The following is a 22,716-nucleotide window of genomic DNA, read 5'->3' as shown; positions in this document are numbered from 1 at the left end:
ACTTCAATCCGTACCGCGCGGCACGGTGACGTCCCCTCGTCAAACGGGCAGGCAGGCGTACCGCGTCGGCGTCGCCGACATCACGATTACGGGGACAGGCGCGCCACGCGCCAGGACCCGTCGGCAAGCTGGAAATATTTGATGCGATCGTGCAGGCGCGACTCGCGCCCTTGCCAGAATTCAATCGTCTCCGGCACGAGCCGGTATCCGCCCCAGTGCGGCGGACGTGGCGGGGCGTCGCCGAACTGGCGCCGGAACTCCGCCTCGCGTTGCTCGATGATGCTGCGATCCGCCACTTCGGTGCTTTGCGCCGAGGCCCATGCCCCCAGACGAGAGCCCACCGGGCGCGAATGGTAATAGGCGTCGCTTTCCGCTTCGCTCACCTTCTCGACACGTCCCTCGATGCGCACCTGGCGCTCGAGTTCGATCCAGTGAAACAGCAGGCAGCCGTACGGCGTGGCTGCCAGCTCCCGGCCCTTGCGCGACGCGTAATTGGTGAAGAACGTGAACCCGTTCTCGTCCGCGCCCTTGATGAGCACGATGCGTGCGTCTGGGCGGCCGTCGGGCGTGACGGTGGCGAGCGTCATGGCATTCGGCTCGGGCAGTTGGGCCGCGAGCGCTTGCTCGAACCAGCGTCGGAATTGATCGAACGGACTGGGCGCCGCATCGGCTTCGGAAAGTGAGCCGAGTGCGTAATTTTTGCGCAGGTCCGTGAGAGATAGCGTCTGGGTCACGACGAACGGGTTCGGTCTGTTGCGGTTGGGGTTGCGACACAGTATAGCGAAGAGTCGCTGAATGTGCGCAAGTGACGATTTGCCACGTTGCCTTCCCGTCAATCCGCCGAATGTGCCGTGGGATGGGCATCTCACGGCATGTGCTTGATATTTAAGGAGTGAAGCAATTTATACCGCCGGCGCGGTTATGGGCGACATGGCGTGGCGTGGCGGCGACAAATCCCTCGGACTGGCATGGGCATTGCTTCGGCGCTGCGAGGCGTTTGTGATCGAGGTCGGCGGGCCGGGCAGGCTCACGGCGCGTCGCGCACCGGCCCCAGCTCGGGGGCCGTGGCCGAGGTGCGTGCGTCGCGCTTGCCGCCGGCCGGGTGGCCGTTCGCACCGGACACCGGCTTGACCGCAGACGGATGGCGGCTGGGCGGACGCTGCAGGCGGGCGAGCAGTTCGCCGCATGGGCTGTCCTTGCCCGGGCCGAGTTCCAGCAGCGGCACGAGGGCGGTGTACGGCGCGAGCACGCCCAGCGCAATGGCGCCCCCGGCGCGGGCGATCAGCGTTGGCACATTGACGCCGACGTCCGGATGCTGGAAGGTGCCGCGCACATAGAGCGGGGAGCGCAGGGACAGGAGGCCGAAGTGCTTTGGCTCGGGACGGATGGTCAGGTTGAAGTGCTCGCGCTTGAGATCGATCTGTCCAGTGACGCCGATGCTCGTATCGTCGGTATCGATCACGAACGTGCGTGCGTCCATGACCCCGTCGCGCACCGCGAAGTCCGCGGCCGCGCACCGCATCTCGATCTGCTTGTCGCCGAAGAGCTTGGTCAGCACGATATTGCCGACGTTGAGCCCCAGATACTCCAGCATCAGCTTGCTCATCGAGCCGCGATCGATCAGTGACTTGATCTCGCCATTCGACGAGCCGGCCAGCGCGGCAATCGAGTTGCCGGTCGCCGTGAGCGCGGCATCGCCATTGACTTCGCCCACGCTTGTCTTCATCAGGTCGACGTCGGGCAGCAACTGCTTTATCTGCAGGTGCCGCAGCGAGACCTGCGAATCGACCTTCATCGGCTCGGTCTGCCCATCGAGTACGAGGGTCGACGTGATGCGTCCGCCCGCGACGCCGAATTCCAGTGGGCGGAGCGAGAGTACGCCATCGTCGAGCACGAGATGGGTGACGAGGTTGTCGATCGGCAGACGCTTGTCCTTGATGATCTTGCGGCCGGTGAACTGTACGTCGGCGTCGATGGCACGCCAGCGATCGGTCTTGAACGGATCGACCGGCAGTACCTTGCCGGACGGCGGCGCTTTCGGCTTGCCCGTCAGATCGCCTCCGCCGGAAGGGTTCCGTGTGCCGATGACCGGACCGAGATCGACCAGCCGCAACTGATTCGACACAACGGCACCCTGCAGGATGTTGCGCGGCTGCCGCTGACGAAAGACCAGCGTGCCGGACAGATCGCTCTGGCCGACCTTGCCCTGGAAGCGCTCGTAGCGCCATACGCCGGCCGTATGCAGCAGATGGCCGTTGGTCTCGTAAGCCGGGGTTTGCGGCAGCAGCACGCCGGTGATCGGATACAGGTCGGCCATCGTCGGTCCGGACAGGCGCAGGTGCATGTCGAGCGCGGAGAGCGTGGCCGGATTCGTGAACGTGCCGTTGGCGGCGATCTGCGTGCGCCCGATACGGACATCGGCATCGAGCGGATAGGGATCGCCGGTATCTTCGAGCGAGAGCACGTCGCCCGCGCGGGCCTTGCCGGAGACGGCGACCTTGCGGAAAGTGCCCTTGAGCGAGAGGCCGATGCCGTAAGGCGCCTGGGCGTCGATGGTGGCGATGTTCGCTTGCAGATCGAGTTGCTGGGGCACGAGATTGACGTGTACCGCGCCGTCTTCGAGCAGCAGCCGGCCGATGCGCAGTGTCCACGGCGACGGTTTGCCGTCGCCCTTCGCGAAGGTCCAGTTGTTCTGCCCGTCGGACCGCTGCTCGATGACCACCTTCGGCGCGGACAGGGTGACTTCAGGCAATACCACGCGCTTGTCGAGCAGCGGCAGCCATTCGAGGGAGAACGTGAGTTGGCCCACCGTGATCATGTTCGGCGTCTGGCTCCACGCAACGTTGCCTAACACGATATCATTCGCGATCAGGCGAGGCCGCGGTAGCCAGCGCCCCAGTCCCGGGGCCTTGGCGTTCGGCGCCAGCCAGTGCAGCGAGAGGTCGCCCCGGATGTCGAACGGACGACCAGTCGCGGTGCTCACTTCCCGGTTGATGAAGGGCCGGGCGTAGTTCCAGTCAAACCACGTGATGAACGCCGCGAATGCCAGCACGATGGCGACCATCGTGATCGCCAGCCATTTCAAGGACGTTACCCATCGCATCATGAACAGTACCCCGTCGATTGTTGTTCCTCCGGCGCCTGCCGCGCCATCGGAGGATGATTTTGACGCGAGCCGCCGTTTCGGCGGCATCGCGCGTTTGTATGGTGACGACGGTCTCGCGCGTCTGCGTGAGGCGCACGTGGCCGTCATCGGCATCGGCGGCGTTGGCTCGTGGGTGGCCGAGGCACTGGCACGCAGCGCCGTGGGCCGGCTCACGCTCATCGACCTGGATAACGTCGCCGAAAGCAATACCAATCGTCAGGTGCATGCGCTCGACGGCAACTTCGGCAAGCCGAAAGTCACCGCGATGGCCGAGCGAATCCTGGCCATCAATCCGGCCTGCCAACTCGCGCTGGTCGAAGACTTCATCGCGCTGGACAACCTCGACGTCATGTTGGGCGGTGGCTTCGACTGGGTCGTCGACGCCATCGACAGCGTCCGCGTGAAGACGGCGCTCATCGCGTGGTGCGTGGCCCATGCGCAGCGTCTGGTCACCGTTGGCGGGGCCGGCGGTCAGATCGATCCGACCCGCATCCGTATCGACGATCTCGCCCGCACGATCCAGGACCCGCTGTTGGCGAAGGTCCGCGCGCAATTACGCAAGCAACACAGTTTTGTCCGTGGGCCGAAAGCCAAGTTCAACGTACCCGCCGTGTACTCGGACGAGCCCTTGCAGTACCCGGAAGCGGCGTGCGCAGCCGTGGAAGGCGGGCATGCCGCTGCGGGGCCGCAGGGCCTGAACTGCGCTGGTTTCGGCTCGAGCGTGTGTGTCACCGCTACCTTCGGCATGGCGGCCGCTGCCTACGTTTTGAAGCGAATCGCGACGCGCACGGCCTGAAGGCGTCCCTGACGTGCCCCTGTTGTACCAAGGTGCGCTTGTCACGTCTGTAACCAAAGGTTACGAATCGGGGCCGACGATCGCGATATCAATGTGTCGTTGTCTGAAATGACAATGGCCGGATTGCTCCCGGCCATTGTCAATGCGGTGCCCACGTCTCGCATCGTCGTGACGCACGACGACACACCACGCAGACGTGAATCGTCAGCGCAATTCGCGGCGCAGCACCTTGCCGACCGGGGTCTTGGGCAGTTCCGTGCGGAACTCGATCACGTGCGGCACCTTGTAGTTCGTCAGGTGCTCGCGGCAGAAGTCGACAATGGCCTTCTCGGTGAGGTCTTGCGCCTTCTTGACGATCACGGCCTTCACGGCTTCGCCGGTTCGCTCGCTTGGCACACCGACCACCGCCGACTCGAGCACGCCCGGGCACATCGCCAACACGCTCTCGACCTCGTTCGGGTACACATTGAAGCCCGACACGATGATCATGTCCTTCTTGCGATCGGTGATGCGCACGTAACCCTGTTCGTCCATCGTGCCGATGTCGCCCGTGCGCAGCCAGCCGTCGGGGGTGACGGTCTTGGCGGTCTCGTCAGGGCGGTTCCAGTAGCCCTTCATGACTTGCGGGCCGCGCACACAGATTTCCCCTTCCTGTCCGAACGCGAGCGCCTCGTTGGCATCGTTGCGGATACTCACTTCCGTCGACGAGATCGGCAGGCCGATGGAGCCATTGAACTCGCTGCCGAGCGGGTTGATGCACACGGCAGGCGACGTCTCCGTCAGTCCGTAGGCTTCGATCAATGCATGGCCGGTGACTTTCTGCCAGCGTTCGGCCACCGCCCGCTGCACGGCGGCCCCGCCACCGAGCGCGCACTTGAGTGCGCTGAAGTCGAGCTGGTCGAAGCCCGGTGTGTTGAGCAGCCCGTTGAAGAGCGTGTTGACCCCGGTGATGAACGTGAACCGCCACTTCCCCAGCTCCTTGACGAAGCCGGGCATGTCGCGCGGGTTGGTGATCAGCAGGTTCAGCGCGCCCAACTGGAGGAACACCAGACAGTTCGCGGTCAGGCAGAAGATGTGATAGAGCGGCAGGGCGGTGACGATGATTTCCTTGCCTTCCTCGAGACCCTCACCGATCCAGGCACGGGCCTGCAACATGTTGGCGATCATGTTGCGATGCGTGAGCATGGCGCCCTTGGCCACGCCGGTGGTGCCGCCCGTATATTGCAGGAAAGCGATGTCGTCGTGACCCAGCGGCACTTCCTGATGTGTGGCGCGCGCGCCCTGGGCCAATGCGGTGCGAAACGATACCGCGTGCGGGATGTGCCACTCGGGCACCATCTTCTTCACATGGCGCACGACGTAGTTCACGATCCAGCGCTTCGGCGCCGGCACGAGGTCGCCGATGGCGGTGGTGATGACATGCTTGACCGGCGTATTGGGCAAGGCCTTTTGCAGCGTGGCGGCGAAGTTCTCGATCACGACGATGGCCCCGCAGCCGGCGTCCTGGAGTTGATGCTCGAGTTCGCCCGCGGTGTAGAGCGGATTGACGTTGACGACGACCATGCCGGCCCGCAGGATGCCGAAGACGGCGACCGGATATTGCAGCAGGTTCGGCGACATGATCGCTACGCGCGAGCCGCGCTCCAGTCCGGGCAGGCTTTGCAAATAGGCAGCGAAGTGGCGCGATTGGCGTTCGAGGTCGGCGAAGGTCATCGTCACGCCGAGATTGGTGAACGATGGGCGATTCGCAAACTTCCGGCAGCTCTGCAGGAAAAGATCGTTCAGCGAACGATACGTGTTGACATCGATCTCGGCCGGCACGCCGGGCGGATAGCTCTTGAGCCAGACTTTTTCCACGAGCGCCTCCTTGAATTTGGTTTTTATCGCACCGTCGTCGCCGGGGGAACCGAGTGGGCGCGCGGTGCGTGGTTTCACTGCATTTTCTCTGGCCGCGCGAGAGAGGGTTCCGAACCGGTCGTCTTCCCGATCCGGTCTCGCGAGCGCGGCAAACGCGCCCTTCGACGCGCCGCAAAAAGCCGTAGCATACCGTGCCGTTTCGCGCAGGCGCACATGGAAAGCCCTGATTCGATGCGGGTTTGCATGGAGTAATTGTTCTAGCGGTAAAGCCTTGCCAGTGTGAACGATTCCGCGCTAATCCCGCATGGAATGACGATCGCATTGGGCAAATCATAGATATGACAAAAGAATTGCAAAAATCACTTGCATGGCAGGCCGGTTTCTTACATAATTCTGTTCTCACGACGCGGCTGTAGCTCAGTTGGATAGAGTACTTGGCTACGAACCAAGGGGTCGTGGGTTCGAATCCTGCCAGCCGCGCCACTTATTTCGAGGGTCTCCTCACGGGGAGACCCTTAGTTTTTCGGGAAAGTCCTTCCCAGTGACGCGCCGCATGTCATGTACATTCGGCCCGCGTCGATGAGAAGGGTCACTGGCAGTCGTTGTTTTGTCTGATCGGTGTCTCGTATGCAGTATGTGCGGCTGTAGCTCAGTTGGATAGAGTACTTGGCTACGAACCAAGGGGTCGTGGGTTCGAATCCTGCCAGCCGCACCAACTCAGTTGGAAAAAACGCTCCAGAGGCGAAAGCTTCTGGAGCGTTTTTCATTGGTGCCGAGGATAAGCACGGTGCCATGTCGATGACTGTCGCGTTGGCGACATCGGGCAAGACGACGCCCGCACTCGAACGTCATCCCGTCCGGCGACGAAGCGTCACTCGTTCTCCCGCTATCCTCACCCCGGTCTCACCCCGTCGTCGTGTCGACCTGCCATCCGAGACCCAGCGCCTTCTGCAGCGTCACGAACGTCTTGAGCAGTTGCGCATCGCCCGCGACCCGATCCTGCTCGGCGGAAAAGCGCGTGCGCTCCGCGTCGAGCCAATCGAGCGTGCTCGCCGTGCCGGCACGATAGCGCTGGCGCGTGAGCGCCGCGGCGCGTGCGGCCGAGGCCTCCACGCTGCGCAGGAGGTACACGTTCTCGCGCTGATGCCCGTACCGTGCCAGCGCCACGTCGGCGTCGCGCAGTGCGGTGAGCACGGCGCTTTCATACTTCGCCTGCGCCTGATCGCGACCGGCCTTCGCGCCATCGACGCCCGCCTGCACGCGCCCGAAGTCGAGCGCATTCCATTGCAGGCGCGGCATCGTCATCCAACTGAAGTTGTCCTTGCGCACGAGATGGCCGGGATCCAGTGCCGAATACCCGAGTTCGCCCATGATCGAGAGTTTCGGAAACCAGTTCGCCGTCTGCACGCCGATCTGTGCGTTTTGCGATGCCAGGCGACGCTCCGCCGCGCGGATGTCCGGCCGCGCCTGGAGCAGGGCGGACGGATCGCCAACGGCCACCGTCTTCGGCACGCTCGGCAGGGCCTTGGGCGCTTTCAATTCGGTGTCCAGCGTACCCGGTGCGCGACCGGTGAGCAGCGCCAACTGGTCGAGCGATTCGATGACGTCCGCTTCGAGCGGCAGCACGTGCGATTGCGTTTGTTCCACTTGCGTGACGAGCCGTTCGACGTCGAGTTCCGACGCGACGCCGCCCGCGCGACGCTGACGGGTGAGCGCAAGCATCTCGCCTTCGAGCCGAGCCGAGTCGCGCACCAGTGACAATCGCGCCTGCTGGTCGCGCAACGCGACGTAGGCTTGTGCGACGTCGGCGGCGAGTTGCACGTGCGCGTCCGCGAGATCCTCAGACGCCGCATCGGCGTCGGCGCTCGCGGCTTCTACGGCGCGTCGCGTGCCGCCGAACAGGTCGATCTCCCAACTGGCGTCGAACCCGGCGACATACAGATCGAGTGGGCCGCGGCCACCACCACTGCTGCTGCCGTCGCCGCCAAGCAGGCTCAGATCGGGCGAGCGCGTGCGCAACGTCGCGAGATCGACACCTGCCTTGGGCAGCAGGTCCGCCTGATGATTGCGCAGGCTCGCGCGCGACTGACGCACCTTTGCCTGCGCCGCGCGAATGTCCGGGCTATGGGCGATGGCCTCGTCGATCAGCGCTGTGAGCTGCGCATCGCCAAGCGTCGTCCACCAGCGGGCGACGCCCGGCGTGTGCGCCGCGATGCCGTCTCCGGCATGGGCATACGTCGCACCTGCGCGCAGGGCGTCGGTCGCCACCTCGGGCGCGCCGCGATAGTCGGGCCCGACCGTGCAGCCCGTGACGAGAATGGCGGCCGCGAGGGCCATCGTTCGTAGATGAAGCGTCATGATCGTTCAATGCCCGCCGGCGCTGAAGCCGGTCGGTTGCTTGAGCAGCAGGGCCAGCGGCACGCAAAGCAGCAGCGCGATCCCCAGTGCGTAGAAAGTTTCGGAAAACGTCATCACGCTCGCCTGCCGCGCGATATCGGCAGCGAGCTGTGCGGTCGCCTGCAATTGCGCGTGCACGCTATCCCCCGTTTGCGCGAAGAAGCCCGCCGCGTTGGTGGCAAGATGCGCCTGACCGAGCGGACTGTTGGCTGTGATCGTCTCGCGCAGCATGGCGTCGTGATAGTCGGTGCGACGGTCGATCAGCGTACCGAGCAACGCCAGCCCGACCGACCCGCCAAGGTTGCGCGCCATGTTGTACAGGCCCGCAGCGTCCCCGGCGTCCTGCGCCTCGACGGCTGCCATCGATGCCTGGTTGAGCGGCATCATCGCGAGCATCTGACCCACGCCGCGCAGCAGTTGCGACATCGTGAAGTCATGCCCCACGCTTTGCGCGGTCAGGTCAATGTCGAGCATGCAACTGGCGAAGAAGCACAGCAGCCCAAGAATCACGAGCAGACGAATATCCACGCGGCTGATCAGGCGCGGCAGGAACGGCATCATCAGAAATGCGGGCAGCCCCGAGAGCAACATGATGTTGCCCGACTGCTGCGCGTTGTAGCCCGCGATGGTGGCGAGGAACTGCGGCAGCAGATAGGACACGCCATAGAGTCCTGCGCCCACCGTGAACACGATGTAGATCACGCTCGCGTAGTTCTTGTTACCCAGCAGCGAGAGCTTGACGATGGGCTTTTCGGCCGTGAACTGCGCCACCAGCATCATGCCGATGCCGACGACAGACGCGACCGAGAGCCAAAGGATCAGCGGGGAATCGAACCAGCGCTCGCGCTGGCCTTCCTCGAGCACCACCGTGAGCGAACTCAGGCCGATGGTCAGGCCCACGATGCCCAGCCAGTCCGCCTTGACGAACGCTTGCAGATGAGTCGGCTCGCGTTGCAGGCCGAGCATGAGCAACGTGACGATGGTCGCCGAGATCGGCAGGTTCAGGAAGAAGCACCAGCGCCAGTTGGCGTTCTCGGTGAGCCAGCCGCCGACCACCGGGCCGAGCAGCGGGCCGAGCAGCACGATCAGGCCGAACATCGCCATGCCCACGGGCATCTGGTGACGGGGCAGACGCGTGCGAATGATCATCTGCGCCGTGGGAATCATGGCGCCGCCGGCAAAGCCTTGTCCGATGCGGCCGGCGATCATCTCGGCCAGGCTGCTCGACGCACCGCACATCATCGAGAAGAGCGTGAAGAAGACGGCGTTGAGCATCAGGAAGCGTCGCAGCCCGAGCACGCGCGTGAGCCACGCGGCGAGCGGAATCATGACGATTTCCGACATCAGGTAGCCAGTCGAGATCCACGTGCCCTCCGTGCCCGACGCACCGATCTGGCCCTGAATCTGCGGCAGGGCGGAGTTGGTGATCGAGATGTCGAGCGTGGCCAGCAGGGCGCCCAGCGCGCCGGCCGCTACGGCGATCCAGTCCGATGCCGACGCATTGCGCGGCGCAGCGGCGTTCGCGGCGCTACTACCTGCGCTTCCTCCACGTCCCCCACCGCTGCCGGCGGCCACGACACTACGTGCTTGATCGCGCGTCAGCCCGACGGGCGAGGTCGGCGAAGGCGAGGAGCTCGACGATGTTCCCACCACGCCGCTTTCAGCCACGTTGCGCCCCGGCGTTCGGCGGCGCGCTTGTGACAGGACTGACGAGGGCGTTCAGTGGCGCGCTCAGCGCGATCTGCATCGGGGCGCGGTTGCTCGCCTGATCCACCTGACGGGCTCGACTCGCCTGCTTCGCGGGGGCGGCTGCATCACGGCGATGTGTGTCGACGTCCGCCGTGACCGACAGACCGGGCAGCAACACTGTGCGCAGCGACGCGGGCACCTCGAGACGGATGCGTACTGGCACGCGCTGCACGATCTTCGTGAAGTTCCCTGTGGCGTTCTGCGCGGGCAGCAAGGCGAACTGCGCGCCGGTGCCGGGCGAGAGCGAATCGACCACGCCGTGAATCGGCTCGCCCGGCAGGGCGTCGACGTGAACCGTCACCGGCTGGCCGGGCCGCATATGGCCGACCTGCGTTTCCTTGAAGTTCGCCGTCAGATACACGTTCTGCACGGGCACGACGGTGAGCAGCCGGGTGCCCGGCTGGGCGAACTGGCCGACGCGCACGGCGCGATCACCGACGCGTCCGGCCAGCGGGCTCTTGACCATCGTGTCGGCGAGATCGAGTTCGGCCTTGCGTGCACTGGCCTGAGCGACCGTCAACTGCGCCTTGGCCTGCGCCAGCGCGGCGTCGAGTGTGTCGGTCTGACGCTCGCTCGCCTGGACGCTGGCCTGATGGCTCTTGAGCGTGGCGTCGGCGCGAGTGCTGGCATTGCGCAGTTCGGCGAGACGCTCGTCGGTTTCCGCGCCGGTCGCCACGAGTGGCGCATAGCGTTGGACTTGACCGGCGCTATAGACCGCGTCTGCCCGCGCACCGTCGAGTTCGGCGCGCGCTTGCGCAATCGTCGCGACATGCTGGGCGCGTTCGGCCTCGGCGCGTGCGACATCGGCTTCACGCGCTTGCACCGTTGCCCGCGCCTCGTCGACGGCGGCCTGGTATTGGCGGGCATCGAGCCGCACGAGCGGCTGGCCGATGCTCACCGTTTCGTTGTCGCGCACCAGCACTTCCGTCACGTAGCCCGCCACCTTCGGGGCCACGGTCATGCTGTCGGCTTGCAGGTAGGCGTCGTCGGTGGACTCGATAAAGCGCGTCACGCGCCACCAGTGCGCGCCCCAGCCAAGGCCCGCGACGACGCCCAGCGCCAGCGCGCCGACCAGGATTCTCTTGCGGCGAGGATTGACGGGGGTCTTGGGCTGACCAGGCGTGCGAGCCGTCTCGGTGGCTTCTGCGGTCCTGGCCGCCGGGGCGTCGACCTGACGTGCCATCGACGCTGCCGAGGTCGTCGGTTTGACGGGGGCTGCGGTTGTCATGGGAGTTCCATCAAATTATTCCGTTCGGCAAAATTATTCCAGTTGATCGATTTGTGTCAAGTGTTATATTTTTGACGAAAGTTTTGGCAAGCAAGGACAGACATGACAGGGACTTCACGCGCTGGGCGGGCGACGCGCACGCCTGTGCGAACGCGGCACGCCGTCGACACGGGGTATCAACGTGGCGAGGAAACGCGTGCGCGCATCATTCTTGCGGCGATCAAGTGTTTCGGGGAATTCGGTTTTGCGGGGGCATCCACACGCGACATTGCGCACGAGGCCGGCGTGAACGCGCCCGCGCTTCAGTACTACTTCGACAACAAGGACGGGGTGTATACGGCGTGCGTCGAGTACATCCTGAGTCTCGTGATGGGACAGATGGGCGAAGCGATCGAGGCGGCCGAGCGCGTGGTGGCCGATCCGGACGCCACCGACAGGCAGCTCATCGATGCATTTTGCGAGCTACAGAACCGCAAGGCGGGGTTCATGGAGGACGTGCCGGAGATCGAGGGCTGGCACATGTTCATGGCCCGTGAGCAGGCGGGGCTCGGGCCGGAAGCCGGTTTCAAGGTGTTCTATGAGCGCTTCTCGAGCCGGCTCGCCGCCGTGGGGGCGAACATTGTGGCGCGCCTCGCGGGCGTGGCGACCGACGATGAGGCGATGCGGGTTCGGGCGGTGTGCATCAGCACGCTGGGCATGGCGTTTCGCGTAATGCGCCGTTCCGTCGATCGTTCGATGGGGTGGGCCAGCGAGCCGGATCCCGAACGCAACCGGATGGTGCGTGAGGCGGTGCTCGAACAGACGCGGCACCTGCTGGAGCGAATCGTCACGCAGCGCAAGTCGGGCGGGTAAGGGCAATCGGCGCCCATCTTGTTGCCGTCGAGCCTGTGATCGAGCGCACGCGCTCATCGACGATCCCGTATAGGGTGACGGCGTTCTGGGCGGCAGCGATCGTGCTGAAGGCGAGGCCGCCAGCGGCGCAGAGGATCGTCGAGTGCTGCGAGATCAACGCAAAAAGTTGAATTTTATGGCCAGTTGTGGCGAACATCTGGCGGTAGTTCGAAGGATCTGCCAAAATCCGGGGAAACTTGACGGATTCTGCCAATGAACCTCGATCTTGCCGATCTGCGCATCCTGCGCCATCTCGAACTCAACGGGCGCATTTCCAACCAGGAGTTGGCGGATGCCGTGGGCTTGTCGCCATCGGCCTGCCTTCGCCGGGTGAAATTGCTCGAGGACCGCGGGGTGATTTCCGGATACCGCTGCATCGTGGACGCACAGCATATCGGTCTCGAATTCGAAGCGTTGGTGCAAATTTCGCTGCGCCCCGACGTCGATCAATGGCACGAGAAATTTCTCGCGTGCGTTCAGAATTGGCCTGAGGTAGTGACCGCGCGCATCGTCACCGGCTCGGCCAATTACATCCTCACGGTCAGGGCCCGTAATCTCGCGCACTACTCGGATTTCATCGTGAACGAGCTGTATCGCGCGCCCGCGGTCATGGCGATCCAATCGAACATCGTGCTCAAGACCATCAAGCAAACCCAGTCGCTCGTCGATCTCGTCAAGCAGAAGTAAAAATATAGAAGATATTAACTAATTCCCGAGAGACGGTCGGGATTTCCAGGAAGAAGAGACGCAGCATGGCAGTGATTACGACCATTGAGGATCTGCGGGTTCTCGCGCAGCGGCGCGTGCCGCGCATGTTTTACGAGTATGTCGATTCCGGGTCGTGGACCGAATCGACCTATCGGGCGAATGCGGCGGACTTTGGCGGCATCGGGTTTCGCCAGCGTGTCGCGGTAAACATCGAGCATCGCAGCACGCGCACGACGATGTTGGGCACGCCGGTCGCCATGCCGGTCGCGCTGGCGCCGACCGGCATGACCGGCATGCTGCACGCAGACGGCGAGATTCTCGCGGCGCGCGCGGCCGAAGTGTTTGGCGTGCCGTTCACGCTCTCCACCGTATCGATCTGCTCGATCGAGGACGTGGCAGCGCATACCAAGGCGCCGTTCTGGTTCCAGTTGTACGTGATGCGCGATCGCGACTTCATCGAGCGACTGATCGATCGCGCCAAGGCGGCGGGGTGCTCGGCGTTGATGGTGACGATGGATCTGCAGATCAGCGGCCAGCGTCATCGCGACATCAAGAACGGCCTGTCGGCACCGCCGAAGCTCACGCTGCCGAACATTGCCAACATGCTGACCAAGCCGCGCTGGTGCCTGGGTATGGCGGGCACGCGCCGCCGCACGTTCGGCAACATCGTGGGGCATGCCAAGGGTGTGGACGACATCGGTTCACTCGCGGCGTGGTCGGCGGCGCAGTTCGATCCCCGCCTGTCGTGGGACGACGTCGAATGGATCAAGAAGCGCTGGGGCGGCAAGCTCGTGCTCAAGGGCGTGCTCGATCCGGACGATGCGCGCGCGGCGCGCGACACGGGGGCCGATGCGATCGTGGTGAGCAACCATGGCGGGCGCCAACTCGACGGCGCGATCTCGACGATCCGCGCGCTGCCCGACATTGTTGCGGCAGTGGGGCGCGACATGGAGGTGTGGCTCGACGGCGGGGTACGTTCCGGGCAGGACGTGATCAAGGCGATGGCGCTGGGCGCGAAGGGGGCGTTGATCGGACGTCCATTCCTTTATGGCCTGGGGGCGATGGGCGAGGCCGGCGTGCGTCGCGCGCTGGAGGTCATTGCCAGGGAGATGGACCTGACGATGGCACTGACCGGTCGCACGCGCGTCGACCGTCTCGATACGTCCATGCTTATCCCGGGAAGCTATCCGACGGGCATTGGCCCTTACCTGACGGAGCCCGGTGGGCGGTGAGCCGTCTGTCGGGCGAGTGGGAAATGATCGCGCAGAATGTACGAAACGCCGAGGTGGCTCGGCGTAGGCAGGTCGATCAGGTGCCGGCAGATCAGTGGTGATGCTTGCGATGGCCGCGGTGCTTGCCACGGTAGTGGCCATCGTCGTATGCGCTGGAGCGCGACATGTTGCCGCCGAGCGCCGCACCGGCGCCGCCGCCAACGGCTGCACCGATCAGGCCGCCGGAGCGCCCGCCCATCGCATTGCCCGCTGCCGTGCCGGCCCCACCGCCGAGCGCGCCGCCAATGATGGCGCCCGTGCGCTCGTGACGATTGGACGTCATTGCGCCGCCGGCGCCGCCGCCCACCGCGCCGCCCACCACGGCGCCGGTGCTGCCGCCGAGCGCGCCGCCAACGGCCGCGCCCGCGACGCCGCCCAGCGCACCGCCGAGGGCATTGTTCATATCACCGGCCGAAGCCGTCAGGGAAGTTGTTGCAGCCAGGGCGGCGATGACCGCCATCGGGAAAATTCGTTTGAGCATGAGCCTTGATTACGATTCGGATTGACGCGTGGCAAGTATAAGGACACGACGCCACGCCGCCGTCGCGCTAATGTTTCGCGTCTCGTAAGGCGGGTAACAAAATGTTTCCATACGTGCATTCCGCGCAATTCGCCTATATCGCATTGCTCCCCGCGCGACGCCGCGACAGCACTTTCATCTCGGCCACATAGCGATACAACTGCGCCGCCGCGGGTGAGAGTGGCCGTGCCTTGCTTCGTATCATGCCCATGCGTCGTGTCACTACGGGATTGACCAGCGGCACGCTTGTGAGCGACGGATGATCGTCGCCGGGCATCGCCATCGTCGGTACGGCCGCTACCCCGAGTCCCGCTTCGACCAGACCAAGCATTGTCGTGACGTGCTGCGTCTCGCAGAGGCTCGGAGGGCGCTTGGGCAGCGCGGTGAGCGCCTGGTCGAGCAGCAGGCGGTTGCCTGAGGCGCGGCCGACGGTAATGTAGTCGTATTCGTAAAGCTCACGCCACGTCACCCGCTTCTTGCCGGCGAGCGGATGGTCGCGCCGACAGGCCGCCACGTAGCGCTCCTGTAACAGGAGCTTGAACTCGATGTTCGGCTCCTGGCTGCCGATGAAATTCAGCCCGAAGTCGGCGTCGCCGTTCGCCACCGACGCGAGCACCTCGTTGGCGCTCGCGTCGAGTACCGAGATGCGGATGCGCGGAAACGCCTGGTGGTAGCGCGAAATCACCTGCGGCATGAAGTAATAGGCGGCGGACGGCACACAGGCGATGGTCACGTGCCCCAGGCTCGACGATGCCACATCGCGGATGCCCAGCAGTGCATTGTCCAGATCGTCGAGAATCCGTTCCGCGTCGCGGGCGAAGGCGCGTCCGACGTTGGTCAGCGCCACGCGTCGCGTGCTGCGCTCGAAGAGCTTGATCCCGAGCGCGTCTTCGAGCTTGTCGATACGGCGCGAGAGCGCGGGCTGCGAGATATGGATCGATTCGGCCGCGCGGCGGAAGCTCGCCAGCTGCGCCACCGCGCGAAAGGCCTGCAAATCGTTCAGATCGAAGTTGATCGCCATGATGTTTGGGGCAGAAAGTCATGCATACGCGTCGGCCCGCCGCGACATCAACGGCGGGCGGAGGATTCGGAAGCGGCGCAGAGTGTACCGTGCTACCGCTCGATAGACGCATCAGCATCTTACGATTGATAGCGCATGTGCATCAATCATTCCAAAACTTGCAATTCACAAGCGTGGAACTTCCGGCGCACCATTGGCAGCGTCAAAAAGCGTCCGTGACGGTCCACACGTTCCTGGTAGAGGCGCATTGCGACGATTCATTGGCGGCCCGATCCCCCGGGCTGCCGGCAACACGGAGACAGCGCATGTCACAGCGCCCCAACGACGCGGTTTCGCGTCGCCCCTCGAAAGCCGGCGCGATCCTGCGCGTCACGGCTGGCAACTTCCTTGAACAGTTCGATTTCTTCCTGTTCGGCTTCTACGCCACCCAGATCTCGCGCGTCTTTTTTCCGACGGAAAGCGAGTTCGCTTCGCTCATGATGACCTTCGCCGTTTTTGGCGCGGGCTTCCTGATGCGACCGCTCGGCGCGATCGTGCTCGGTGCGTACATTGACAATGTCGGCCGCCGCAAGGGGCTGGTCACGACGCTGGCGATCATGGCGAGCGGCACCGTGCTCATTGCCTTCGTGCCGGGGTACGCGACGATTGGCCTTGCGGCACCAGTGCTCGTGCTGATCGGGCGGTTGTTGCAAGGCTTCTCGGCCGGTGCCGAACTGGGCGGCGTGTCCGTGTACCTGGCGGAAATCGCCACGCCGGGCCGCAAGGGCCTTTATACGAGCTGGCAGTCGGCGAGCCAGCAGGTCGCCATTGTTGTCTCGGCGGCGCTCGGTTTCACACTCTCGCTCACGCTCACGGCGCAACAGATCGCGACGTGGGGCTGGCGTGTGCCGTTCCTCGTGGGCTGCATGATCGTGCCGGTGATCTTCGCGCTGCGCCGCTCGCTCGAGGAGAGCGACGAATTCAAGCAGCGCAAGCGTCACCCGGCCTTGGGCGAAGTGTTCCGCTCGATGATCGCCAACGCCAGCGCCGTGATCGGCGGAACGATGCTCGTGGCACTCACTACGACGGCGTTCTACCTGATTACCATCTACGCGCCGACCTTCGGCAAGCGCGTGCTGCACCTGTCGAGCGCCGATGCGCTGCTCGTCACGCTGTGCGTGGGCGTATCGAACTTCATCTGGCTGCCTATCGGTGGCGCGTTGTCCGACCGTATTGGCCGTCGCCCGGTGCTGCTGATCTTCGCGGGGCTGACGCTGGTGTCCGCCTATCCAGTGCTCACGTTCCTCGTGCAGGCCCCGAGCTTCACGCACATGTTGATCGCGCTACTGTGGCTGTCGTTCCTGTATGGCATGTACAACGGCGCCATGATTGCGGCGTTGACCGAAATCATGCCGCCGGACGTGCGCGTGGCCGGCTTCTCGCTCGCGTATAGCCTCGCGACGGCGCTCTTTGGCGGCTTCACGCCGGCGTTGTCGACGTATCTGATTCACGTCACGGGCGACAAGGCCGCGCCGGGCTACTGGATGAGCTTCGCCGCGCTGTGTGCGATTTGCGCGACGCTGGCCCTTTACCGTGGCCGCGCCAGCGGGCAGGGCCGCCCCCGTACCGAACTCGCTGCTGGCTGAGCCACGCGGCAGGCGCGCCCCGTTCGCGGGCGCGCCCGGCAACACTTCCCGACCACGGATGCCATCGAGCGTCTATCCCTAAAAGCAATATTCAGAGAGACATTGCCATGAAAGCCATCGCCCTCCCGGCACGCGTGCGTGCGCCCCGACACCGGCTTGCCGCGCTCGGCGCAGGCATCGCCCTGACGACGCTGCTTGGCGCCACGGCAGCCAGCGCGGAAGACCTGCACGTGATGAACTCCGGCGGCTTCACTGCCGCCTACAAGTTGCTGCTGCCCAAGTTCGAGGTGTCGAGCGGCGACCATGTCGATACCGCGTGGGGGCCGTCGATGGGCAAGGCCCCCGAGGCGATTCCCAACCGGCTGGCGCGCGGCGAGTCGGCCGATGCCGTGATCATGGTCGGCTACGCGCTCGACGGCCTCATCAAGGCAGGTAAGGTGCGGGCGGATTCCCGCGTCGACCTGGCCGACTCGCGCATTGGCGTCGTCGTGAAAGCGGGCGACGTGGTGCCCGACGTCAGCACGCCGGACAAGCTCAAGGCCGCGCTGCTTGCCGCGAAGTCGGTCGCGTATTCCGACAGCGCCAGCGGCGTGTATGTCGAACGCGAACTCTTCAAGAAGCTGGGCATCGTCGACCAAATGCGAGGCAAGGGCGTGATGGTGCAGAAGACGCCCGTGGCCGAAAAGGTTGCCGCCGGCGAGTATGCGCTGGGGCTGCAACAAGTCAGCGAACTGCTGCCGGTCAAGGGGGCCGCGTTCGCGGGCAAGATTCCCGAGTCGCTGCAATCGGTCACGCGCTTCGCGGGGGGTGTGCCGGTGAATGCACCGCATCCCGAAGAAGCGAAGAAACTGCTGATGTACATGGCCGCGCCCGCGGTTGCGAAGGACGTCGAGTCCACCGGGCTCGATCCGCTGGCACATTGATGTCCTGGTCATCGTTGCCTGTGTGAACTAACGTGTTTGCGCCGCCGCGGGAGATCATTTCTCCTCGGCATCCTCGGCGGGTTTGACCGACAATGACGTGTCAGACAACGGCGTCGCACAGGACGACGCCACCGCCAAGGAGAGAGACATGGCCGCAGCGCCAGCCCGTCCAGCCCAACCCGCTCAGCCGCTTCAGGCGGCCGACTCGCGTGCCGCCGCCGGCACTATCGCCACCCATGCTCGGCCCGTGAACGACATCGTCGCGCTCGACGCGCTGGCGCTGTCCGATGCCATTCGCGCGCGCCGCGTCTCGTGCCGCGAGGTCATGCAGGCGTATCTCGCGCACATTGCACAGTACAACCCGGCGGTCAACGCCATCGTGTCGCTGCGCGATGGCGACGACTTGCTCGCGCAGGCCGACGAGCGCGACCGGCAGTTGGCCGGCGGCGTGTCTCTCGGATGGATGCACGGCATGCCGCACGCGGTCAAGGATTTCGCCGCTTGCGCGGGATTCCCCACGCGCAAGGGCTCGCCGCTCACCTCGGCGGCGCCCGACACCCAGGACAGCATCAGCGTCGCGCGCATCCGCGCCGCGGGTGCGATCTTCATCGGCAAGACCAACGTCTCGGAGTTCGGACTCGGATCGCACAGCTACAACCCCGTCTTCGGCACCACGCGCAACGCCTATGATCCGACGCGCAGTGCGGGGGGCAGTAGCGGCGGGGCGGGCAGTGCGCTTGCGCTGCGCATGCTGCCGGTGGCGGACGGCAGCGACATGATGGGGTCGCTGCGCAATCCCGCCGCATTTGGCAACGTGTATGGCTTTCGGCCCTCGCAGGGCCGGGTGCCCTATGGCCCGGCACCGGAGCTGTTCGTCCAGCAACTGAGCACCGAAGGACCCATGGGACGCACCGTCGCCGACGTCGCCCAACTGCTGGCCACGCAAGCGGGGTACGACGCGCGCAGTCCGCTCTCCCTGGCGCAGGATCACGGCGCGGTGCCGTTCTTGAGTGCGCTGCAACGCGACGTCAAGGGGTTGCGGCTGGGCTGGCTGGGCGACTATGGCGGTCATTTGCCGATGGAAGACGGTGTGATGGCCCTGTGCGAGGCATCGTTGCGAGACTTCACGGCGATAGGGTGCGAGGTGGAAGCGTGTGCGCCCGACTTTGCGCCGGCGCGGCTCTGGCAGACATGGCTCACGTTGCGTCACTGGCTCGTGAGCGGATCGCTGGGCGAGCTGTATGCCGACCCTGCCCGTCGCGACAAGCTCAAGCCGGAGGCGCAATGGGAAGTCGAGGGGGGACGCGCGTTACGCGCTGCCGATGTGTATCGCGCCAGCGTCGATCGCAGCGAGTGGTATCGCTCGCTCGCGCGGCTGTTCGAGCGTTATGACTTCCTGCTGCTGCCCTCGGCCCAGGTCTTTCCGTTCGATGCGCAATGGCATTGGCCGTCGTCGGTGGCGGGCAAGCCGATGGACACATATCACCGATGGATGGAAGTCGTTATCGGGCCAACGCTGGCCGGGCTGCCGGCGATCAGCGTGCCGGTCGGGTTCGATGCCCGCGGGTTACCGATGGGACTGCAAATTATCGGGCCGGCGCAGGCCGATCTTGCGGTGCTGCAACTGGCACATGCCTATGAACGGCAAACGCAGTGGGTGCGTCGCCATCTGCCGCCGATGCTGACCAATACCGCGCGGCGCTGAGCCACGAGGGGGGAGGGGCGGACGGCCGTGCGGCTTACCGGGGGCGAGCGGCTTGCGCCTGCGCGCGTAGCGGGCGCAACAACTCACCCAGTGCGTTGTGATCGATCTCGTGCATGAGGGCGAGCAGGCGGCCGATGTCACCTGGCGGGAAGCCTTCGCGCGCGAACCAGCTCAGGTAATTGCCCGGCAGATCGGCGATGAGCGTGCCCTTGTGTTTACCGAACGGCATGGGCGTGGTGACGAGGCGCATCAGCGCGGCGGCGTCGAAATCGAGCATAAGGAGCGGGCGCGGCAGGCGCGCGCGCACGAGGGGACACAAAGCGTTACGCTACCACATGCGTCGCCCGGTTCGCGGGCGCCCGCAACCAACTTACGGGAGTTCGTATGGGGCAAGAAGGGGATGACATCACCGCCTCGGGCGATTTGCCCGACCCGGATGACAAAACGCTCGATCCGTTGCGCACGTTTGTCGCGGGGCTTTCGCGACTGCTGGCGTGTGATCCGGTCGAGACGACGCTGCTCGACGCCGGCGCCGGCCTGCTGGCGCAACTCGTCGTGCGTGACGACTGGCTGCCCGACGCGTTCGCGGCGCCGCATCCCGAGCACTATCAGCAATACCTGTTGCATTGCGATCCGGCGCAGCGCTTTTGCGTCGTGAGTTTCGTCTGGGGGCCGGGGCAGGTCACGCCGATTCACGATCACACCGTGTGGGGCCTGATCGGCATGCTGCGCGGGGCAGAGGATTCGCAACCTTATCGGCTCGACGCGCAAGGCGTGCCGGTCATGGCGGGCGAGCCGGTACGCCTGTCGCCGGGCGATGTCGAGGTTCTCTCGCCGCGCCGCGGGGACATTCACCGGGTGAGCAATGCCTACCCCGACCGGGTCTCGGTGAGCATTCATGTGTATGGCGCGAACATCGGCACGGTGCGTCGTAGCGTGTTCACGGAATCCGGCGAACGCAAGTGCTTCGTTTCCGGCTATGCGAATGCGTCATGGCCGAATCCGCGCGGTACGGCGCCGCAGCGCACTCAAGGCGCCTGACGCGACCCCGGTTCGCGCGGCGCATGTCAACGGGGAGTGGTGTCGCGCGCCACCGGGGCGGGCGGGTTCTGCCACAATAGCTGTCCGGCTGCGCGGAGGTACAAGCGCGCCGCGCCGAGACTCAAAACGAATCGACGTTAGACGAATCCAAGGAACCGCCGTGTCCTCTTTCTCGACCGAAGCGCCGTCGCAAACGGCAGCCCCGACGTCCGCCGCTGACGATTTCACCTTCCCCGAACTGACCTTCGCCGACGTGCGCGCCGCGCTGCTCGCCCGTGAAGAAATTGCCCTGCTCGACGTTCGCGAAGAAGACCCGTTCGCGCAGGCGCACCCGTTGTGGGCGGCGAACCTCCCGCTCTCGCGCATCGAAATCGACGTATGGGCGCGCATTCCGCGGCGTGACACGCGCATCGTCGTCTACGGCGAACATGGCGGCGAGGATCTGGCACCGCGTGCCGCCCGCGTGCTGCGCAGGCTCGGCTACACCAATGTCAATGGCCTGGCGGGCGGCCTCGAGGGCTGGATCGCGGCTGGCGGTGAAGTCTTTCGCGACGTCAACGTGCCGAGCAAAGCCTTTGGCGAATGGGTCGAAGGGTTGCGTCATACGCCGTCGCTGTCGGCGCAGGAAGTCCAGGCATTGCTCGATGCGCACGCCGATGTCGTGGTGGTGGACGCGCGCCGTTTCGACGAATACCAGACCATGAACATTCCCGGCTCGACCAGCGTGCCTGGCGCCGAACTGGTGCTGCGCGTGCGCGAACTCGCCCCGGACCCGGCCACCCGAGTGATCGTGAATTGCGCTGGACGCACGCGCAGCATCATCGGCACGCAATCGCTCGTCAATGCCGGCCTGCCGAATCCGGTGGCGGCGCTGCGTAACGGCACTATCGGCTGGACGCTCGCCGGTCAGGCACTCGAGCGCGGGGCCGATCGCCGGTCTCCGGCCGCGGTGAGCGACGCCACACTGGCGGCCGCGCGTGCCGGGGCCCGCGCCGTGGCCGATCGTGCGGGCGTGCGCCGTATCGCGCTGGGCGACGTGCCCTCGCTGAATGCGCCGGGGCGCACCGTCTACCGATTCGACGTGCGCACGCCGGAAGACTACGCGGCCGGGCACTTGCCGGACTTTGCCAATGCGCCGGGCGGACAACTCGTGCAGGAGACCGACCATCAGGCGCCGGTGCGCGGCGCGTGGATCGTGCTCGCCGACGACGATGGCGTGCGGGCCGACATGACTGGCTCGTGGCTTGCCCAGATGGGCTGGACCGTCTACGTCGTCGAGCCGCATGGCGACGAGGCGCGCAGTGCCCAGGGCGGCTGGCCGTTGCATACGCCCAGCGCGCCCGAGGTAGCGACCGTCTCGCCGAGCGAGCTTGCGCGCTGGCTTGACGCGTCCGAGCCTGGCCAGATTGCGGTGCTCGACGTCACCTCAGGCGTCAACTACGTCAAACGTCACATTCCGGGGGCGTGGTTCGTCATTCGCGCACGCTTGACCGAGGCATTGCGGGAGGTGGGGCCTGCGCAGCGTTACGTGCTCACCTGCGGCTCCAGCTTGCTCGCGCGCTATGCGGCGGCCGATTTGCGGCGTCAGACCGATGCCGAGATCGTTGTGCTCGATGGGGGGACGCAGGCGTGGATCCACGCCGGACTGCCACTCGAATCGGGGCCGACCCGACTGGCGAGCCCGCGCGACGATCGCTATCGTCGCCCGTACGAGGGCACCGACAACGCTGCGGCGGCGATGCAGGCGTACCTCGACTGGGAATATGGACTCGTCGACCAGTTGCATCGCGACGGAACCCACCATTTCCAGGTGGTGTGAGCGAGTCCATGGGGAGCGCC

At 65.3% G+C, this 22,716-nt stretch carries 19 protein-coding genes and 2 tRNA genes; 11 read left to right on the top strand and 10 right to left on the bottom strand.

Features of this window, described 5'->3' with window-relative positions:
• Positions 1–86: 86 nt before the first annotated feature.
• On the bottom strand, positions 87–734 hold the full coding sequence (pdxH, locus tag PTE31013_RS18430; protein ID WP_150614222.1) for a pyridoxamine 5'-phosphate oxidase: 648 nt from the start codon (positions 732–734) through the stop codon (positions 87–89).
• A gap of 293 nt (positions 735–1,027) precedes the next feature.
• Entirely contained in the window at positions 1,028–3,106 is a 2,079-nt protein-coding gene (locus PTE31013_RS18425) for an AsmA family protein (RefSeq protein WP_246174690.1), read from the bottom strand.
• Between PTE31013_RS18425 and tcdA the strand changes: the two genes are divergently transcribed.
• Positions 3,105–3,941, top strand: a complete 837-nt coding sequence (gene tcdA, locus PTE31013_RS18420) for a tRNA cyclic N6-threonylcarbamoyladenosine(37) synthase TcdA (protein ID WP_150614221.1) — start codon at positions 3,105–3,107, stop codon at positions 3,939–3,941. The genes PTE31013_RS18425 and tcdA overlap by 2 nt on opposite strands.
• 204 nt (positions 3,942–4,145) lie before the next feature.
• On the opposite strand, the gene PTE31013_RS18415 is transcribed toward tcdA, so the two are convergent.
• Entirely contained in the window at positions 4,146–5,798 is a 1,653-nt protein-coding gene (locus tag PTE31013_RS18415) for an AMP-binding protein (RefSeq protein WP_150614220.1), read from the bottom strand.
• A 406-nt stretch (positions 5,799–6,204) separates the two neighbouring features.
• Between PTE31013_RS18415 and PTE31013_RS18410 the strand changes: the two genes are divergently transcribed.
• Together PTE31013_RS18410 and PTE31013_RS18405 are read left to right on the top strand one after the other, a co-directional pair.
• Positions 6,205–6,281 (top strand) — tRNA-Arg (locus PTE31013_RS18410).
• Positions 6,282–6,436: 155 nt separating this feature from the next.
• Positions 6,437–6,513 (top strand) — tRNA-Arg (locus PTE31013_RS18405).
• Positions 6,514–6,701: 188 nt separating this feature from the next.
• On the opposite strand, the gene PTE31013_RS18400 is transcribed toward PTE31013_RS18405, so the two are convergent.
• From PTE31013_RS18400 to PTE31013_RS18390, 3 genes are all read right to left on the bottom strand, one after another.
• Entirely contained in the window at positions 6,702–8,156 is a 1,455-nt protein-coding gene (locus PTE31013_RS18400) for an efflux transporter outer membrane subunit (protein WP_150614219.1), read from the bottom strand.
• A gap of 6 nt (positions 8,157–8,162) precedes the next feature.
• The gene (locus tag PTE31013_RS18395; protein WP_246174723.1) at positions 8,163–9,677 is read right to left on the bottom strand and encodes a DHA2 family efflux MFS transporter permease subunit; all 1,515 of its coding nucleotides are present in this window, start codon (positions 9,675–9,677) and stop codon (positions 8,163–8,165) included.
• Between the two features lie 178 nt (positions 9,678–9,855).
• Positions 9,856–11,172, bottom strand: coding sequence for an HlyD family secretion protein (locus tag PTE31013_RS18390; protein ID WP_246174689.1), 1,317 nt, complete (start codon positions 11,170–11,172; stop codon positions 9,856–9,858).
• A 102-nt stretch (positions 11,173–11,274) separates the two neighbouring features.
• Between PTE31013_RS18390 and PTE31013_RS18385 the strand changes: the two genes are divergently transcribed.
• Positions 11,275–12,024: a CerR family C-terminal domain-containing protein gene (locus PTE31013_RS18385; protein ID WP_150614218.1), complete on the top strand. Its 750-nt coding sequence runs from the start codon at positions 11,275–11,277 to the stop codon at positions 12,022–12,024.
• On the opposite strand, the gene PTE31013_RS18380 is transcribed toward PTE31013_RS18385, so the two are convergent.
• Entirely contained in the window at positions 11,999–12,277 is a 279-nt protein-coding gene (locus tag PTE31013_RS18380) for a hypothetical protein (RefSeq protein ID WP_150614217.1), read from the bottom strand. The two genes, PTE31013_RS18385 and PTE31013_RS18380, sit on opposite strands and share 26 nt — an antisense overlap.
• Between PTE31013_RS18380 and PTE31013_RS18375 the strand changes: the two genes are divergently transcribed.
• Together PTE31013_RS18375 and PTE31013_RS18370 are read left to right on the top strand one after the other, a co-directional pair.
• Positions 12,277–12,750: an Lrp/AsnC family transcriptional regulator gene (locus tag PTE31013_RS18375; protein ID WP_017235024.1), complete on the top strand. Its 474-nt coding sequence runs from the start codon at positions 12,277–12,279 to the stop codon at positions 12,748–12,750. The genes PTE31013_RS18380 and PTE31013_RS18375 overlap by 1 nt on opposite strands.
• 65 nt (positions 12,751–12,815) lie before the next feature.
• The gene (locus PTE31013_RS18370) at positions 12,816–14,003 is read left to right on the top strand and encodes an alpha-hydroxy acid oxidase (protein WP_150614216.1); all 1,188 of its coding nucleotides are present in this window, start codon (positions 12,816–12,818) and stop codon (positions 14,001–14,003) included.
• Positions 14,004–14,094: 91 nt separating this feature from the next.
• Here PTE31013_RS18370 and PTE31013_RS18365 read toward each other — a convergent pair whose 3' ends face one another.
• The gene (locus PTE31013_RS18365; protein WP_150614215.1) at positions 14,095–14,523 is read right to left on the bottom strand and encodes a hypothetical protein; all 429 of its coding nucleotides are present in this window, start codon (positions 14,521–14,523) and stop codon (positions 14,095–14,097) included.
• 133 nt (positions 14,524–14,656) lie between these two features.
• The gene (locus PTE31013_RS18360; protein WP_150614214.1) at positions 14,657–15,583 is read right to left on the bottom strand and encodes a LysR family transcriptional regulator; all 927 of its coding nucleotides are present in this window, start codon (positions 15,581–15,583) and stop codon (positions 14,657–14,659) included.
• Between the two features lie 305 nt (positions 15,584–15,888).
• Here PTE31013_RS18360 and tcuC point away from each other — a divergent pair, with 305 nt between their 5' ends.
• From tcuC to PTE31013_RS18345, 3 genes are all read left to right on the top strand, one after another.
• Entirely contained in the window at positions 15,889–17,208 is a 1,320-nt protein-coding gene (gene tcuC / locus PTE31013_RS18355; protein WP_150614213.1) for an MFS transporter, read from the top strand.
• A gap of 107 nt (positions 17,209–17,315) precedes the next feature.
• Positions 17,316–18,131 (top strand): substrate-binding domain-containing protein, encoded by an 816-nt coding sequence (locus PTE31013_RS18350; RefSeq protein ID WP_150614212.1) that lies wholly within the window; start codon positions 17,316–17,318, stop codon positions 18,129–18,131.
• 148 nt (positions 18,132–18,279) lie between these two features.
• Positions 18,280–19,836 carry an amidase gene (locus PTE31013_RS18345; RefSeq protein ID WP_246174687.1) on the top strand — a complete coding sequence of 519 codons (1,557 nt, stop codon included), beginning with the start codon at positions 18,280–18,282 and terminating at the stop codon, positions 19,834–19,836.
• Between the two features lie 34 nt (positions 19,837–19,870).
• On the opposite strand, the gene PTE31013_RS18340 is transcribed toward PTE31013_RS18345, so the two are convergent.
• Complete coding sequence (locus tag PTE31013_RS18340) at positions 19,871–20,113, bottom strand: DUF3820 family protein (RefSeq protein ID WP_150614211.1); 243 nt, start codon at positions 20,111–20,113, stop codon at positions 19,871–19,873.
• A 107-nt stretch (positions 20,114–20,220) separates the two neighbouring features.
• Here PTE31013_RS18340 and PTE31013_RS18335 point away from each other — a divergent pair, with 107 nt between their 5' ends.
• Both PTE31013_RS18335 and PTE31013_RS18330 read left to right on the top strand, forming a co-directional pair.
• Positions 20,221–20,877 (top strand): cysteine dioxygenase family protein, encoded by a 657-nt coding sequence (locus PTE31013_RS18335; protein WP_150614210.1) that lies wholly within the window; start codon positions 20,221–20,223, stop codon positions 20,875–20,877.
• A 238-nt stretch (positions 20,878–21,115) separates the two neighbouring features.
• The gene (locus PTE31013_RS18330) at positions 21,116–22,696 is read left to right on the top strand and encodes a rhodanese-related sulfurtransferase (protein ID WP_246174720.1); all 1,581 of its coding nucleotides are present in this window, start codon (positions 21,116–21,118) and stop codon (positions 22,694–22,696) included.
• Positions 22,697–22,716 lie beyond the last annotated feature (20 nt).

Origin of the sequence: Pandoraea terrigena (assembly GCF_902459705.1) — a bacterium.
GTDB lineage: Bacteria > Pseudomonadota > Gammaproteobacteria > Burkholderiales > Burkholderiaceae > Pandoraea > Pandoraea terrigena.
The sequence above is the reverse complement of the archived record's forward strand: the minus strand, read 5'-3'. Positions and strand labels throughout refer to the sequence as shown.

Excerpts from the sequence above, each read along its gene's own strand:
- tcdA (WP_150614221.1), top strand. The coding sequence starts at position 3,105 with ATGAACAGTACCCCGTCGATTGTTGTTCCTCCGGCGCCTGCCGCGCCA.
- PTE31013_RS18425 (WP_246174690.1), bottom strand. The coding sequence starts at position 3,106 with ATGATGCGATGGGTAACGTCCTTGAAATGGCTGGCGATCACGATGGTC.
- PTE31013_RS18400 (WP_150614219.1), bottom strand. The coding sequence starts at position 8,156 with ATGACGCTTCATCTACGAACGATGGCCCTCGCGGCCGCCATTCTCGTC.
- PTE31013_RS18390 (WP_246174689.1), bottom strand. The coding sequence starts at position 11,172 with ATGACAACCGCAGCCCCCGTCAAACCGACGACCTCGGCAGCGTCGATG.
- PTE31013_RS18385 (WP_150614218.1), top strand. The coding sequence starts at position 11,275 with ATGACAGGGACTTCACGCGCTGGGCGGGCGACGCGCACGCCTGTGCGA.
- PTE31013_RS18375 (WP_017235024.1), top strand. The coding sequence starts at position 12,277 with ATGAACCTCGATCTTGCCGATCTGCGCATCCTGCGCCATCTCGAACTC.
- PTE31013_RS18370 (WP_150614216.1), top strand. The coding sequence starts at position 12,816 with ATGGCAGTGATTACGACCATTGAGGATCTGCGGGTTCTCGCGCAGCGG.
- PTE31013_RS18365 (WP_150614215.1), bottom strand. The coding sequence starts at position 14,523 with ATGCTCAAACGAATTTTCCCGATGGCGGTCATCGCCGCCCTGGCTGCA.
- PTE31013_RS18360 (WP_150614214.1), bottom strand. The coding sequence starts at position 15,583 with ATGGCGATCAACTTCGATCTGAACGATTTGCAGGCCTTTCGCGCGGTG.
- tcuC (WP_150614213.1), top strand. The coding sequence starts at position 15,889 with ATGTCACAGCGCCCCAACGACGCGGTTTCGCGTCGCCCCTCGAAAGCC.
- PTE31013_RS18350 (WP_150614212.1), top strand. The coding sequence starts at position 17,316 with ATGAAAGCCATCGCCCTCCCGGCACGCGTGCGTGCGCCCCGACACCGG.
- PTE31013_RS18345 (WP_246174687.1), top strand. The coding sequence starts at position 18,280 with ATGGCCGCAGCGCCAGCCCGTCCAGCCCAACCCGCTCAGCCGCTTCAG.
- PTE31013_RS18340 (WP_150614211.1), bottom strand. The coding sequence starts at position 20,113 with ATGCTCGATTTCGACGCCGCCGCGCTGATGCGCCTCGTCACCACGCCC.
- PTE31013_RS18335 (WP_150614210.1), top strand. The coding sequence starts at position 20,221 with ATGGGGCAAGAAGGGGATGACATCACCGCCTCGGGCGATTTGCCCGAC.